The sequence below is a fragment of the Falsirhodobacter xinxiangensis genome (assembly GCF_004959935.1).
GTDB lineage: Bacteria > Pseudomonadota > Alphaproteobacteria > Rhodobacterales > Rhodobacteraceae > Falsirhodobacter > Falsirhodobacter xinxiangensis.
The window spans coordinates 34,352-49,333 of record NZ_SMYN01000018.1; the positions used below are offsets into that span (position 1 = coordinate 34,352).

Sequence of the window (14,982 nt, forward strand, 5' to 3'; positions counted from 1 at the left end):
GTTCGGTGGGACCGGACGACGAAATGTGCGGTTGTAGCTCAGTTGGTTAGAGTACCGGCCTGTCACGCCGGGGGTCGCGGGTTCGAGCCCCGTCAACCGCGCCATTTCGCCAAAGGTCCCGAAGAACGCTGTGCGGTTGTAGNCGCCAAAGGTCCCGAAGAACGCTGTGCGGTTGTAGCTCAGTTGGTTAGAGTACCGGCCTGTCACGCCGGGGGTCGCGGGTTCGAGCCCCGTCAACCGCGCCATTTCGCCAAAGGTCCCGAAGAACGCTGTGCGGTTGTAGCTCAGTTGGTTAGAGTACCGGCCTGTCACGCCGGGGGTCGCGGGTTCGAGCCCCGTCAACCGCGCCATTTCGCCAAAGGTCCCGAAGAACGCTGTGCGGTTGTAGCTCAGTTGGTTAGAGTACCGGCCTGTCACGCCGGGGGTCGCGGGTTCGAGCCCCGTCAACCGCGCCATTTCGCCAAAGGTCCCGAAGAACGCTGTGCGGTTGTAGCTCAGTTGGTTAGAGTACCGGCCTGTCACGCCGGGGGTCGCGGGTTCGAGCCCCGTCAACCGCGCCATTTTCAAAAGCCGCCCTTCGGGGCGGCTTTCGTATTTTTCAGCACTTCCGGCGTCGCAAGCGCAATCCGCCAAGAAGTCCCGAGCCTGCCAACGGAAGCGAGCCGGGCAGGCGAGCCGGTGCAACTTCCTCTGAGGCGATGAAGGCACCAATGGCGGCGCCGATCATCTCGGGATAGAGCAGGTATTCGGCGTGGGGAATCCCGTCGGTGCGGTGATTGGTGCGCCGGTCCGCGTAAGATCGGTCGTCGCACAGAAAGAAGGACGCTTTGCCACACCTCGGCCGGCATGGCTGCCGCCGCTGCCTTGGCGTAGTCGTCCATCTCGGGCGGGTCCAGCGGCTTTGAGCGCGAGAACCAGGCGTTCATGATGTCACCGTCGGGGTCGATGGGGTCCTCCATCGCCATGACATTGTCCCACGGCTAGCCGCCGGTTTCACCCTTGCCCAGCGAGGTCGCGAGGAGCACCAGATTGTCCACTCGATCCCCATGCAGGGCTGCAAAGGCTTGCGACACCATCCCGACTAGCGAGTGACCCAGGGCATCGACTTTTTCCAGTCCCATGGCGGAAACGAACAGCGACGCATCGTTGGCGAAATCGTTCAGCGTATGGCAACATTCCGGAGTGTTGCTGTCGCCGTGGCTGCGCAGGTCTATTGCGAGAAGGCGGTTGTCGGAAAGATAGGGTGCCACGTTCGACCACGTCCGACTGCTGTCGGAATAGCCGTGGATCATCAACACTGGATTGCCTTCGGGATTGCCCATCTCGACATAGGCCATTTGCATTCCGTTCGGCAGGGTGACGAAGCGTTTTGCATCGACCCAGTCGGCCTGAGACGGGACGGTCGCGGCAAAAGCATTCGTTGCTGCCAGCACAAGTGCCGGCAGAACCATGCTGGTCTTCATTGGTCCTTTCCGTTGTGACTTGATGGCGCGGATTGGGCGGGGCGGTACGTCAATATGGACCCCTGACTTGCGCCTTTATTGGGCCAAGCCGAGATGATCATTTCGGCTTGGCAGGCACATCTGTCCACGCGAGAGAGTGGTGGTCAATAAACTATTAACATGAACTTAGTATAAGATATTTCTTATACTCCAAGGGGATGCGCCTACAGCATCTTGTCCAGCACCCGCGCCCAGGACCGGATGCCTTTGTGAAAACTTTCGACGTCGTATTTCTCGTTCGGCGAATGGATCTGGTCGTCATCCTTGCCGAAGCCGATCAGCATCGCGTCCATGCCCAGATAGGTCTGGAAATAACCCGCGATCGGGATCGAGCCGCCACAGCCGACATAGGCGGCGGGGATGCCCCATTCCTCGGACAGGGCGATGCGGGCCTTTTCGAAGGCCGGGTGGTCGATCTGCATGATCCCGGCGGGCGATCCGGCGACGTCGTGGAATTCGACGCTGCAATCGGCGGGCAGGCGATCGCGGATCCATTGCTCGAACGCGGGCAGGATCGCGTCCGGGTCCTGTTTCGACACCAGCCGGAAGCTGACCTTGGCATGGGCCTCGGACGGCAGCACGGTCTTGAACCCCGCACCGTTATAGCCGCCCCAGAGGCCGTTCACCTCGGCCGTCGGGCGCGACCAGATCATCTCCAGCGGGGTGCGGTCCTGTTCGCCTGCGGGGACGGAAAGGCCCACGTCGCCAAGGAAGGTGGCGTGATCGAAGGCCAGTGCCTGCCACTGCTGGCGGATCGCGTCGGGCAACTCCTCGACCCCGTCATAGAAGCCGGGAACGGTGACGCGGCCCGTGTCGTCGTGCAACTCGGCCAGAATGCGGGTCATGACATGCAGCGGGTTGGCGGCGATGCCGCCGAACATGCCCGAATGCAGGTCCTTGTTCGGGCCACGGATGGTGAACTCGGCCTTGGCCAGCCCGCGCAGCATGGTCACGATGGCGGGGGTCTTCGATTCGAACAGGCCCGTGTCGCAGATCAGCGCGATGTCGGCTTTCAACTCGTCCGCGTTTTCCTGCATGAACGGGATGAGGGAGGGCGAGCCGGATTCCTCCTCGCCTTCCAGAAAGATCGTGATGCGGCCGGGCAGGGTGCCGTGAACGGATTTCCACGCGCGGCACGCCTCGATGAAGGTCATCAGCTGGCCCTTGTCGTCCGATGCGCCGCGGCCACGGATCACGCCACCCTCGACCGCCGGATCGAAGGGGTCGCGGTCCCACAGGTTCAGCGGATCGACCGGCTGCACGTCATAGTGGCCATAGAACAGCACATGCGGGCCCGTCGTCCCGGCATGGGCGACGACCATCGGATGGCCGGGGGTCGGGCGCTTCGCCGCCTCGAATCCAAGCGAGGCGAGTTCCGCCACCAGCCAATCCGCCGCCCGGTCGCAATCGCCCTTGAAGGCAGGATCGGTCGAGATCGACGGAATGCGCAGCAGATCAAGCAGGCGATCCGTCGCCTCGGGCAGGGATGTGTCGATCTTGTCCAGCACGGCTGACAGGGACATGGGGTTCTCCTTCTTCGTCGCGCGAAGGGTATCAGCCCCACCGCCCCTGTCCAGACCCGCCCCGATGCGCTATCTGTGGGGCCAAACGGAGGTTTTCGATGCGATATCTTGCAGTGCTGACGATCCTTGCGGCGGGTGCCGCCCATGGTCAGGAAATGAACCGGGGCGCGATTTCGGACATGCTCTATCCCAATGCGAGGACCGAGGTGGAGCTGATGCCGCAGGACTTTCTGCCCGATGATCAGGCGGCGCTGCTGAAGACGGTCGGCGTCTCGCAGCCCTATTACGGGGCGATCGCGGTATCGCCGGACGAAGGGATCATGGTCGAGGCGACCGTGGCGGCGGCGAATTACCACACGACCGAGGCGGCATCCGTGGCCGCGCTTGCGGGCTGCAACGAGGCGCGCAAGGGCGCGCGGCCCTGCGAGGTGGTCGCGCTGATCCGTCCGCGCGGATGGCAGCCGCACCCGGTCCAGCTTTCGGCAGCGGCGACCGAGGATTTCGAGGCGAACTATCGCGGCCGCGGCCCGAAGGCCTTTGCGATTTCCAGAACGACCGGCGACTGGGCCTTGGCCGAGACACCCGACGCCGCGCTGGCGGAATGCGGCGCGAACTGCCATGTTCTGATGCAGCAGAGATGAGACTTTTGGCGGACGGGGCAAAATGTCCAGTTCCGTCCACCGCCAATGCCTAATATGACGGCGGCATGAAAACCCCAGCGAAACCCGGCATCGGGTGTCAGGGAGACGGAAGATGGACTACGATCAGGCACTCGACACCGCGTTGAACCGGCTGCACGAGGAGGGGCGATACCGCACCTTCATCGACATCGAGCGACGCAAGGGTGCCTATCCGCACGCCGTGTGGAAGCGCCCGGACGGGACCGAGCGGGACATCACCGTCTGGTGCGGAAACGACTATCTGGGCATGGGCCAGCATCCGGCCGTGCTGGCCGCGATGCACGAGGCGCTGGACGCGACGGGTGCGGGATCGGGCGGCACGCGCAACATCTCGGGCACCACGCTGTATCACAAGCGGCTGGAGGCAGAGATCGCGGACCTGCACGGGAAGGAGGCCGCGCTGGTCTTCACCTCGGCCTATATCGCGAACGATGCGACGCTTTCGACCCTGCCGCAGTTGTTCCACGATCTGGTCATCGTTTCGGACGAATTGAACCACGCCTCGATGATCCAGGGGATCAAGCGGGGACGGTGCGAGAAGATCATCTTCCGCCATAACGACGTCGCGCATCTGCGCGAAATCCTTGAGGGAATCGAGAAGGGTCGGCCGATCCTTATCGCCTTCGAATCGATCTATTCGATGGATGGTGATTTTGGGCCGATCCGCGAAATCTGCGATCTGGCTGACGAATTCGGCGCGCTGACCTATCTGGACGAAGTCCACGCCGTTGGCATGTATGGCCCCCGCGGCGCGGGCGTGGCCGAACGTGACGGGCTGATGGGCCGGATCGACATCATCAACGGCACGCTGGGCAAGGCATTCGGCGTCTTCGGCGGCTATATCGCGGCCAGCGCCAAGATGTGCGACGCGGTGCGCTCCTATGCGCCGGGCTTCATCTTCACCACGTCGATTCCGCCTGCGGTTGCGGCGGGTGCGGCGGCCTCGATCCGGCACCTGAAAACCGACCGGGCGCTGCGCGAAGCGCATCAGACGCAGGCGCGCATCCTGAAGATGCGGCTGAAAGGGCTGGGCTTGCCGATCATCGACCACGGATCGCACATCGTCCCGGTGCATGTCGGCAACCCCGTCCACTGCAAGATGCTGTCGGATATGCTCTTGGAACAGTTCGGCATTTACGTCCAGCCGATCAACTTCCCGACCGTGCCGCGCGGGACGGAAAGGCTGCGCTTCACCCCCTCGCCGGTGCATGGCCCGAAAGAGGTCGATGCGCTGGTTCGGGCGATGGACAGCCTGTGGGGACATTGCGCGCTGAATCGCGCCGAAATCTCCGCCTGATAGCATCGGCAGATGCATTTGCCCTTGCCCTGTGGTAAGGCTTCGGCGAATAGGCAGCCATGAGTCGTCGTCAGAACGGCTCGGGCATTCTGGGGCAGGAAGACAACACGCATGATCTGGCGGAGGAACGCACCTTCGACGGCCGAAGTCGATAAACCCAAGGGTTTCGACGATTTCGAGTTGCGCCTTGGCGACCTGATGCGCGGCGAACGTGCAACGCTGGGCAAGTCGCTTTTGGACGTGCAGCGCGAGCTGAAGATCAAGGCGACCTATATCGCCGCGATCGAGAATTGCGACACGTCCGCCTTCGAAAGTCAGGGGTTTATCGCGGGCTACATCCGGTCCTATTCCCGTTATCTGGGAATGGACCCGGAATGGGCCTATCAGAAGTTCTGCGCCGAGGCGAATTTCACCCTGCATCACGGGATGTCGGCTGGTGCCTCGCCACAGCGTCCTGTGCCCAAGCGGGGTTCCGAGTTCCGCGATCCGCTGGCCGATCCGAACGCCAAGTTCATCCCGCGCGGCAAACGCTTCGGGGCCGAGATCGACCTGCGCGCCGTGGGCTCGGTGCTGGTGCTGGCAGCACTGATCGGCGGCATCGGTTACGGCGGCTGGTCCGTGCTGCAAGAAGTGCAGCGCGTGCAGCTTGCACCCGTCAACCAGGCGCCGGATGTGGTGGCTGAGATGGACCCGCTTTCCAGCGTCGAGGCGGGCGGCGGTCTGGCCATCGTCGAGCCGGAGAAGCCGCAGGGCGACCTGATGGGGCGCCTCTATCGCCCGCAGGCGCAGGCGCTGGACGTGCCGGTGCTGGTCGCGCGCGACGGGCCGATCGCGGCCATCGACCCGCGCCGCCCCGGTTCCGCCCTGCAACGCGCGGGCGATCCGGTCGAACTGGCCGAGGCCGAGATGTTCGGCCCACATATGCCCGAGGGGATGGAGGTGCCGCAGGTCGTCGCCGCCGCCGCCCCGGCGGTGGAGATTCTGGCCGTCCGCCCGTCTTGGGTGCGCGTCCAGTCGGCAGATGGCACGGTGCTGTTCGAGAAGATCCTCGAAGCGGGCGAGCGTTACGAGGTTCCGCAGATGGAGGCCCCGGCGGTCTTGCGTGCGGGCAATTCCGGATCGGTCTATTTCGCGGTGAACGGCAAGGCTTACGGCCCCGCCGCCAGCGGCGCGCAGGTGGTCAAGAACGTCGCACTGACCCCGGATGCGCTGACCGGCAAATACGCGGTCGCGGATCTGACGGGCGATGCCGATCTTGCCCGTTATGTGACGGCGGACGCGGGCGAATGATCGGCGCGTCAGGTTGCCCCTGCCGCCCGCTGCGCCTATCTTGGCGATGACGCAAGCCGGAGCCGTCCCATGTCGCTGAACCACGTCCGCCCCTGGAAGAACATCTACCGTCGCAAGTCGCGCCAGATCATGGTCGGCAACGTGCCGGTGGGGGGCGATGCGCCGATCTCGGTGCAGACGATGACGAACACGATCACCACCGACATCAAGGCGACCATCGCGCAGGTTCAGGCCGCGGCGGCGGCGGGTGCGGACATCGTGCGGATTTCGACCCCGGACGAGGAATCGGCCCGTGCGCTGAAGCAGATCACCGCCGAAAGCCCGGTGCCGATCGTGGCCGACATCCACTTTCACTACAAACGCGCGATCGAGGCGGCGGAGTCGGGCGCGGCCTGCCTGCGGATCAACCCCGGCAATATCGGCGATGCGAAACGCGTGGCCGAGGTCATCAAGGCGGCCAAGGACCATGGCTGCTCGATCCGCATCGGCGTGAATGCCGGCTCGCTGGAACGGCACCTGCTGGAGAAATACGGCGAGCCTTGCCCCGATGCGATGGTCGAATCCGGCATGGACCACATCAAGATTCTGCAGGACAACGATTTCCACGAATTCAAGATCAGCGTGAAGGCGTCGGACGTGTTCCTGTCGGCCGCGGCCTATCAAGCGCTGGCCGAGGTGACCGATGCCCCGATCCACCTTGGCATCACCGAGGCGGGGGGGCTTGTTTCCGGCACCGTGAAATCGGCAATCGGTCTGGGCAACCTTCTGTGGATGGGGATCGGCGACACGATCCGCGTCTCGTTGTCCGCCGATCCGGTCGAGGAAGTGAAGGTCGGGTATGAGATCCTGAAATCGCTGGGCCTGCGCCATCGCGGCGTCACGATCATCTCCTGCCCAAGCTGCGCGCGTCAGGGATTCGACGTCATCAAGACCGTGCAGACGCTGGAGGATCGGCTCGCGCATGTCACCACCTCGATGAGCCTGTCGATCATCGGCTGCGTCGTGAACGGGCCGGGCGAGGCGCTGATGACCGATATCGGCTTCACCGGCGGCGGGGCGGGCAGCGGCATGGTCTATCAGGCCGGCAAGCAGATTCACAAGCTGGGCAACGAAAAGATGATCGACCACATCGTCGAGATGGTCGAAGCAAAGGCCGCCGAGATCGAGGCCTCCGCGCAGGCCGCCGAGTGATCTTCATCACCCACCCGGAGGTCGAGGTCGATCCCGACCGCCCGGTGACGCGTTGGCGCCTGTCGGAGAAGGGCATCGCCCGGATGCGTACCTTTGCCGAAACCGCGCCGCCCTTCCGCGCGATCTGGGCCAGCGCCGAGACCAAGGCGATCGAAGCGGCGGGCATCCTTGCCGCTGCGCAGGGATGCGGCATCCGCGTTCATCCGGGGCTGGGCGAAAACGACCGGTCCTCCGCCGGCTTTCTGCCTCCGCCAGAGTTCGAGGCTGCAGCGGACATGTTCTTCGCCGAACCGGAGCTGAGCTTTCGCGGGTGGGAGACGGCGCGTGCGGCGCAGGATCGCGTCGTAGCTGCGTTTCGGGACATCCAAGGCGAAGACGTCGCCATCGTCGCACATGGTGCGGTCGGCACGCTTCTGCGCTGTCATCTGGCCGGGCTGCCGATCTCTCGCGATGACGATCAGCCCGGGCAGGGGCATTACTGGCGGCTGGTGGATGGCCAGCCGACCGAATGGCTTTCGATCACTTAGCGCGCATCTCGGCCACGATCTGGGCCATCGAATCCTGCGGGACATAGCCGCGCACCATCGTCTTTTCGATCACGAAGGTCGGGGTGCCGTTGATCTGGAGCGTCTGGCCCAGCGCATGGTTCGCCTGAATGACCTGCGCCACCTCGGCCGAGTTCATCTTGGCCATGATCGCATCCGCATCCAGTCCCTGATCAACCGCGACACGGCGCAGCGAATCGTTGGTGGCCTCGCCGCGCATGGTGATCAGCGCCTCGTGGACCTTGTCATAAGCCTCGGCCCCGGCGGTCTGGAGCACGGCGATGGCGAATTGCGACGACAGCACCGATTGCGGCCCGAGGATCGGATATTCCTTGCGGATCAGGCGGATATTGCCGTCCTTCGCCACAAGATCCTCGACCTCGGAATAGGCGCGGCGGCAATAGCCGCAGCGGTAGTCGGCGAATTCCACCACCGTCACGTCGCCTTCGGGATTGCCGCCGACCCAGCTTGCCGGGTCTTCGGTCAGCGCGGCGCGGTTGTCTTCCAGCATCTTCAGGTCGGCATCGGCCTGCTGTTCCATCTGGCGGCTTTCCAGCACCTGGAACGATTCCATCAGAACCTCGGGATGTTCCAGCAGATAGGCGCGGACCTCGGCGCGGAAGGCCTCGCGCTGAGGCTCGGTCATCTCCTGCGCGGCGGCGGGAAGGGCGAGGGTGGCGGCAAGCGCGAGGGCGAGGCGGGTCATGAAAGGCTCCTGTATGCGCAGGCAAGCAACACGGTTCGGGGTGGAATGGCAAGCATTGACCTCTGCCGCCATGTGTCCGACAGAAAGCCATCGGCAGAGTGAGGGGATACGATGCGGGTTTCAAGGCGTGGGGCGGTCGATCCCTTCATCGTGATGGATGTGATGGAACAGGCGCGGCTGCTGGAAGCCTCGGGCGCGCGGGTGATCCACATGGAGGTCGGCCAGCCGGGGACCGGCGCTCCCGAAGGTGCCCGTGTCGCGCTGGGCAAGGCGCTGGAGCACCCGCTCGGATATACCGTTGCCCTGGGCCTGCCGGAGCTGCGCGCCGGGATCGCCGCGCTTTACCGGCGCTGGTATGGCGTCGATCTGGACCCGTCGCGCGTGATCGTCACGAACGGATCGTCGGGCGCGTTCCTGCTGGCATTCTCGGCGCTGTTCGACGCGGGCGACCGGGTGGGGCTGGGCGAGCCGGGGTATCCCTCCTACCGCCAGATCCTCAAGGCGCTGAGCCTGGACCCGGTGGGCATTCCGGCGTCCGAGGCGAACCGTCTGCGACCCGTTCCCGCCGACCTGCCGGACGATCTGCGGGGATTGATCGTGGCGTCCCCGGGCAACCCTTCGGGCACGATGCTGGACCGCGAGGCGCTGGCGGCTCTGATCGATCAAGCGGCACAGCGCGACATCGCCTTCATCTCGGACGAGATCTATCACGGGCTGCATTACGACACCCCCGCCGTGTCGGCGTTGGAGGTGTCGGACGACGTCTATGTCATCAACTCCTTCTCCAAATACTTCTCGATGACCGGCTGGCGGATCGGCTGGATGGTCGTGCCGCCCGATCATGTGCGGCTTGTGGAACGGCTGGCGCAGAACATGTTCATCTGCCCGCCCCATGCCAGCCAGATCGCCGCGCTTGCCGCGCTGGACTGCATCCCGGAACTGGAGGCGAACCGCGCCGTCTATGCCGAGAACCGCCGCCTGATGCTGGAGGGATTGCCGCGCGCGGGGTTCACCCGGATCGCGCCGCCGGACGGGGCGTTCTACATTTATGCCGAGGTGTCGGACCTGACCGATGACAGCCTGCGTTTTGCCTCGGAAATCCTGCATGGCGCGGGGGTGGCGGTGACGCCGGGGCTGGATTTCGACCCGGTGCGCGGCGCGCGGTGGCTGCGGTTTTCCTATGCCCGCGGCACCGACGACATCCGCGAGGGGCTGGCGCGGCTGCAAGCCTTCATGGCCGCGCGATGATCCGGCTGATCGCGTTTCTTCTGCTGATCTGTGGCGCGGCGTCGGCGCAGGATCTGTCGGGGCTTGCCCGGCTGGACCCGGCGCAGTCGCGCATCATCGACCGCTGGGGCGCGGTGGAGATGGACCTGACCATCTCGCAGCCCGTGCCGTGGCGGGCGCGGGTGATGGCCGACCCGCCGCGTCTGGTGCTGGATTTCCGCGAGCTGGATTTCGCCGGGATCGAGGGCGTGACCCCCGGCAAGCGCGTCACTTCGCTGCGCGCCGGGAGCGTGCGTGCGGGCTGGTCGCGGCTGGTTCTGGGGCTGGACGGGCCGTATGTGATCGCGCGCGCAGGGATGGACACGGCGGACGGCACAAGGATTTCGGTGCGGGTGGAACGCGCTGGCGATGCCAATTTCGCCGCGCAGGCAAGCCGCCCCGAGCCGCCCGGCTGGTCGCTGCCGCCTGCCGCCGATCTGCCCCAGCCGGAAGGGCGCGGGCCGCTGACGGTCATGCTGGACCCCGGCCATGGCGGCATCGATCCGGGCGCCGAACGGGGCGGCACCAACGAGGCGACGCTGATGCTGTCCTTCGCACGGCAGTTGAAGGAAGAACTGCTGCGCGACGGCATCTTCCGCGTGGCGATGACCCGCGACGACGATGTGTTCGTGCCGCTGGAAACCCGCCTGACCATGGCGCGCGAGGCGGGGGCGACGGTGTTCATCTCGCTTCACGCAGATGCGCTGGCCGAGGGGCAGGCGACGGGTGCGACGCTTTACACGCTGGCCGAGGAGGCGTCCGACAAGGCCGCGCAGGCGCTGGCCGAACGGCACGACCGCGACGATCTTCTGGCGGGGGTGGATCTGACGGGGCAGGACGACATCGTGGCCTCGGTGCTGATGGACATCGCGCGGCAGGAGACGGGGCCGCGCAACGAGCGGCTGGCGCTGTCGCTGGAACGGGCGATGGGCGCGCGGGGGATCACGATGCATCCGCGGCCGCGCCAATCTGCCAATTTCTCGGTCCTGAAATCGCCGGAAATCCCGTCGATCCTGATCGAGTTGGGCTTCATGTCGTCCCCCGGCGATCTGCGGCGGCTGCAAGATCCCGGCTGGCGATCGTGGATGACCAGCGCGATCCGCGACGGGCTCAAGGCATGGGCGGCCGAGGATGCGGCGCTGCGTCCGCTCTTGCGCCGATAATCGCGCAATCGTCAGGCGCGACTTTTTGACCTTGGCCCCCCTTGGGCGTATATGGAACGCCTAAGGCCAGCGAGGGTTTTCATTGTTCAGGTTCATCGGCTCCTTCATCGGGGCGATCTTCACCGCGATCACGCTTGGCATCCTGTTCGGCGCGCTGGTCATCGGCGCGGTGTTCTGGATGTATTCGCGCGACCTGCCCAGCCACGAAAGCCTTGCGCAGTATACGCCCCCGACCATCAGCCGCGTCTATAACGGCGAAGGCCGGATGATGGACGAATTCGCGCATGAACGGCGCATCTTCGTCCCGATCGAGGAAATCCCGGATCTGGTGAAGGATGCCTTCATCTCGGCCGAGGACAAGAACTTCTATACCCATCACGGCTATGATGCGCGCGGGATCATTGCGGCGGCGGTCGAGGCGGTGCGTTCGCGCGGGCAGAATGTGCGCGGTGCGTCCACGATCACGCAGCAGGTGATGAAGAACTTCCTGCTGTCGTCGGACCGGACGGGCGAGCGCAAGATCAAGGAACTGATCCTCGCGACGCGGATCGAGGACACGCTGCCCAAGGACAAGATCCTCGAACTTTACCTGAACGAGATTTTCCTCGGCCAGAATTCCTACGGCGTCGCGGCGGCGGCGCAGACCTATTTCAACAAGTCGCTGGCGGACTTGTCCCCAGCCGAGGCGGCGATGCTGGCTGCGATGCCGCAAGCGCCGGGCCGCTATCACCCCGTTACCGCCAAGGAGCGGGTGACGGAGCGCCGGAACTATGTCCTGCGCGAGATGGAGGATAACGGCTATATCGACCAGCCGACGATGGAGGCGTCGATCGCCGAACCGCTGCGCAGCGTGCAGAACGGCGATTACGAGCCCTTCCGCGAAACGCTGCCGCCGCGCGACTATTTCACCGACGAAATCCGCCGCCAGCTGTCCGGCACCTTTGGCGAGGAGCAGTTCTTCGGCGGCGGGCTGAGCATTCGTGCGACCGTCGATCCCGACCTGCAAACCGAAGCCGCCGAGGCGCTTCGCGCGGGGCTGGAGCGGTTCGACCGCAATCAGGGCGTCTGGCGCGGCACCGGCAAGACCGTGCCCGCCGAAGATATGGCGAGCGAGGAGCAATGGCGCGCGGCGCTTGGGGCCTCGGGCCTTCCGCGCGACATTCCCGGCTGGAAACCCGCCGTGGTGCTGGCAGCGGACGGCGACACCGCCACCCTTGGCATCGAGGGCGAGGAAGGCACGGGCACGCTTCCGGCCAACGACGTGACATGGGCGCGCAAGCGAAATGCGGACGGGACGCTGGGCCGCAAGGCACAGGTGCCGGGCGATCTGGTTGCGACCGGCGATCTGGTCATGGTGCGCGCGGTCACCTCTGACAGCGACGGCAGCTTCGTTCGGTGGAGCCTGCGTCAGGTGCCCGAGGTGCAGGGCGGCTTCATGGCAATGGACGTGAACACCGGTCGCGTTCTGGCGATGCAGGGCGGGTTCTCCTATCAGGACAGCGTGTTCAACCGTGCAACGCAAGCGCAGCGCCAGCCGGGTTCCGCCTTCAAACCCTTCGTCTATGCCGCCGCGCTGGACAGTGGTTACACCCCCGCCACCATCGTCGTCGATGCCCCGATCGAGGTGCAGACGCCGCAGGGGCTGTGGACGCCCAAGAACGCCTCCAACCGCTTCTACGGGCCGACGCCGCTGCGGACCGGGATCGAACAGTCGCGGAACCTGATGACCGTCCGTCTGGCGCAAGAGGTCGGGATGGATGTCGTCGCCGGCTATGCCGAACGGTTCGGCGTCTATTCCCCGATGAGCACCTTCCTTGCCAACTCGCTTGGTGCGCAGGAGACGACGCTGCTGAAGATGGTGTCGGCCTATGCCATGTTCGCCAATGGCGGGCAGCGGGTGGAGCCGACGCTGGTGGACCGCGTGCAGGACCGTTTCGGGCGAACCATCTATCGCCACGATCAGCGCAACTGCGAAAACTGCACCCTGCCCACGCTGGGTGCGGGGCAGGAGCCGCGCATCGTCGCGGATCATGAACAGGTGATGGACCCGATCACGGCCTATCAGCTGACCTCGATGATGGAAGGCGTCGTGCAGCGCGGATCGGCCACGGGGGTCAACCTGCCGGTTCCCGTCGCAGGCAAGACCGGCACGACCAACGATGCAAAGGACGTCTGGTTCATCGGCTATTCCTCGAACATCGTTGCGGGCTGCTATATCGGCTTCGACCAGCCGCGCACGCTGGGCGCATCTGCCTATGGCGGCACGCTTTGCGTTCCGGTGTTCCAGAGCTTCATGGAGCAGGCGGTGAAGGAATATGGCGGATCGGCCTTCAAGGTGCCGCCGGGCGGCTATTTCCTGAAAATCGACCGCTTCACCGGCGCACGTCTGCCGCAGGACGCCTCTGGCCCCAACGTGATCGCCGAATACTTCCGTGACGGGGTGGAGCCGATGTTTGGCGCCTTCGTCGATGGTGGTTTCGCGGTGGGCGAAAACCTCCCCTTGTTCGCACGCGGCGAGACGGATCAAGGGCAGGAAGTCACCACGTCGTCGGGCGAGGTGCGCGTCATTCCCAAGAACAATGCGGCCTTCGGGACGCTCAGCTCTGGCGGGCTTTACTAGGCCCGCCTTGAAGCGTTCGCGCGGAACGGTTATCACCGCCGCCTGAGATACCCCGAGGTTCAAGATGCGTACCGAAATCCAGCACCATGTCGAATCGATCCGCAAGACGCTTGCGCTGCTGGCACAGCGCATGGACCGCGAAACGGCGGATCACCGGCTGGAGGAGTTCAACGCGCTGATCGAGGATGGCGATCTTTGGTCGGACCCGGCCAAGGCGCAGAAGCTGATGCGCGACCGTCAGGCGCTGATGGACCAGATCTCGACCTACAACCTGATCGACGCGGGGCTGCGCGACAATGCCGAGCTGATCGAGCTGGGCGAGGCCGAGGGCGACGCCGAGATCGTGACCGAGGCCGAGAACGCGATCCGCGAACTGGTAGAACTGGCCCGCGCGAAGGAACTGGAGGCGCTTCTGGATGGCGAGGCTGATGGCAACGACACCTTCCTGGAAGTGAACGCGGGCGCGGGCGGCACGGAAAGCTGCGATTGGGCCTCGATGCTGGCGCGGATGTATGTCCGCTGGGCCGAGAAGAAAGGCTACAAGGTCGAAACGCAGTCACTGTCCGAGGGCGAGGAGGCGGGGATCAAATCCGTATCCTACAAGATCTCGGGTTTGAACGCCTATGGCTGGCTGAAATCGGAATCGGGCGTTCACCGTCTGGTCCGCATCTCGCCCTATGATTCGGCGGCGCGGCGGCATACGTCGTTCAGTTCGGTCTGGGTCTATCCGGTCGTGGACGACAATATCGAGATCGACATTCCCGACCGCGACATCCGTATCGACACATACCGTTCGTCGGGCGCGGGCGGGCAGCACGTCAACACCACCGACTCGGCCGTGCGGATCACGCATATTCCGACTGGCATCGTCGTGACCAGTTCGGAAAAATCGCAGCACCAGAACCGCGCCAACTGTATGGCCGCGCTGAAATCGCGCCTGTATCAGCTGGAGCTGGACCGCCGCAACGCGGCCATCAACGCCCAACATGAAAGCAAGGGCGATGCGGGGTGGGGCAATCAGATCCGCTCCTATGTGCTGCAACCCTACCAGATGGTGAAGGACCTGCGGACCAGCGTCGAAACCTCGGACACCCAAGGCGTGCTGGACGGCGATCTGGACAAGTTCATGGCCGCAACGCTTGCGCAGGACGTGGCGGGCAAAAGCCGCGCCGAAGCCAACGCCGAGTAACACCGCTCGC

Annotated in this window: 12 protein-coding genes and 5 tRNA genes; 14 read left to right on the forward strand and 3 right to left on the reverse strand. The window is 64.9% G+C overall.

Going from position 1 to position 14,982, the window contains the following annotated elements; all coding sequences use genetic code 11:
- Positions 1 to 27: 27 nt before the first annotated feature.
- The 5 genes from E2K76_RS16515 to E2K76_RS16535 all read left to right on the forward strand — a co-directional run bounded on the left by E2K76_RS16515 (position 28) and on the right by E2K76_RS16535 (position 560).
- Positions 28 to 104 (forward strand) — tRNA-Asp (locus tag E2K76_RS16515).
- A gap of 64 nt (positions 105 to 168) precedes the next feature.
- Positions 169 to 245, forward strand: a tRNA-Asp gene (locus tag E2K76_RS16520).
- Positions 246 to 273: 28 nt separating this feature from the next.
- Positions 274 to 350, forward strand: a tRNA-Asp gene (locus tag E2K76_RS16525).
- Positions 351 to 378: 28 nt separating this feature from the next.
- Positions 379 to 455: transfer RNA gene (locus tag E2K76_RS16530), tRNA-Asp, on the forward strand.
- A 28-nt stretch (positions 456 to 483) separates the two neighbouring features.
- Positions 484 to 560, forward strand: a tRNA-Asp gene (locus tag E2K76_RS16535).
- Between the two features lie 420 nt (positions 561 to 980).
- Here E2K76_RS16535 and E2K76_RS16540 read toward each other — a convergent pair.
- Both E2K76_RS16540 and E2K76_RS16545 read right to left on the reverse strand, forming a co-directional pair.
- Complete coding sequence (locus tag E2K76_RS16540) at positions 981 to 1,463, reverse strand: alpha/beta fold hydrolase (protein ID WP_136685556.1); 483 nt, start codon at positions 1,461 to 1,463, stop codon at positions 981 to 983.
- A gap of 203 nt (positions 1,464 to 1,666) precedes the next feature.
- A complete protein-coding gene (locus E2K76_RS16545) occupies positions 1,667 to 3,025 on the reverse strand; it encodes a M20/M25/M40 family metallo-hydrolase (RefSeq protein ID WP_136685557.1) in 1,359 nt (452 codons plus the stop codon).
- Between the two features lie 98 nt (positions 3,026 to 3,123).
- Between E2K76_RS16545 and E2K76_RS16550 the strand changes: the two genes are divergently transcribed.
- The 5 genes from E2K76_RS16550 (at position 3,124) to E2K76_RS16570 (ending at position 8,010) form a co-directional block, all read left to right on the forward strand.
- Complete coding sequence (locus E2K76_RS16550) at positions 3,124 to 3,666, forward strand: 5-aminolevulic acid synthase (RefSeq protein WP_246032997.1); 543 nt, start codon at positions 3,124 to 3,126, stop codon at positions 3,664 to 3,666.
- A gap of 112 nt (positions 3,667 to 3,778) precedes the next feature.
- Positions 3,779 to 5,002: a 5-aminolevulinate synthase gene (gene hemA, locus E2K76_RS16555; RefSeq protein WP_136685558.1), complete on the forward strand. Its 1,224-nt coding sequence runs from the start codon at positions 3,779 to 3,781 to the stop codon at positions 5,000 to 5,002.
- Between the two features lie 111 nt (positions 5,003 to 5,113).
- Positions 5,114 to 6,292: a helix-turn-helix domain-containing protein gene (locus E2K76_RS16560; RefSeq protein ID WP_136685559.1), complete on the forward strand. Its 1,179-nt coding sequence runs from the start codon at positions 5,114 to 5,116 to the stop codon at positions 6,290 to 6,292.
- 69 nt (positions 6,293 to 6,361) lie between these two features.
- Positions 6,362 to 7,483: a flavodoxin-dependent (E)-4-hydroxy-3-methylbut-2-enyl-diphosphate synthase gene (gene ispG / locus E2K76_RS16565; protein WP_136685560.1), complete on the forward strand. Its 1,122-nt coding sequence runs from the start codon at positions 6,362 to 6,364 to the stop codon at positions 7,481 to 7,483.
- Positions 7,480 to 8,010: a histidine phosphatase family protein gene (locus tag E2K76_RS16570; protein ID WP_136685561.1), complete on the forward strand. Its 531-nt coding sequence runs from the start codon at positions 7,480 to 7,482 to the stop codon at positions 8,008 to 8,010. Before ispG ends, E2K76_RS16570 begins: the two co-directional genes overlap by 4 nt.
- Here the strand turns inward: E2K76_RS16570 and E2K76_RS16575 are convergent.
- Positions 8,003 to 8,734: a DsbA family protein gene (locus tag E2K76_RS16575; protein ID WP_136685562.1), complete on the reverse strand. Its 732-nt coding sequence runs from the start codon at positions 8,732 to 8,734 to the stop codon at positions 8,003 to 8,005. The genes E2K76_RS16570 and E2K76_RS16575 overlap by 8 nt on opposite strands.
- Positions 8,735 to 8,845: 111 nt before the next feature.
- On the opposite strand from E2K76_RS16575, the gene E2K76_RS16580 reads away from it, so the two are divergent.
- The 4 genes from E2K76_RS16580 to prfB all read left to right on the forward strand — a co-directional run bounded on the left by E2K76_RS16580 (position 8,846) and on the right by prfB (position 14,972).
- Complete coding sequence (locus E2K76_RS16580; RefSeq protein WP_136685563.1) at positions 8,846 to 9,982, forward strand: pyridoxal phosphate-dependent aminotransferase; 1,137 nt, start codon at positions 8,846 to 8,848, stop codon at positions 9,980 to 9,982.
- Positions 9,979 to 11,163: an N-acetylmuramoyl-L-alanine amidase gene (locus E2K76_RS16585; RefSeq protein WP_136685564.1), complete on the forward strand. Its 1,185-nt coding sequence runs from the start codon at positions 9,979 to 9,981 to the stop codon at positions 11,161 to 11,163. The genes E2K76_RS16580 and E2K76_RS16585 overlap by 4 nt, the downstream gene beginning before the upstream one ends.
- 82 nt (positions 11,164 to 11,245) lie before the next feature.
- Positions 11,246 to 13,783 carry a penicillin-binding protein 1A gene (locus E2K76_RS16590; RefSeq protein WP_136685565.1) on the forward strand — a complete coding sequence of 846 codons (2,538 nt, stop codon included), beginning with the start codon at positions 11,246 to 11,248 and terminating at the stop codon, positions 13,781 to 13,783.
- 64 nt (positions 13,784 to 13,847) lie between these two features.
- The gene (gene prfB / locus E2K76_RS16595) at positions 13,848 to 14,972 is read left to right on the forward strand and encodes a peptide chain release factor 2 (protein ID WP_136685566.1); all 1,125 of its coding nucleotides are present in this window, start codon (positions 13,848 to 13,850) and stop codon (positions 14,970 to 14,972) included.
- Positions 14,973 to 14,982 lie beyond the last annotated feature (10 nt).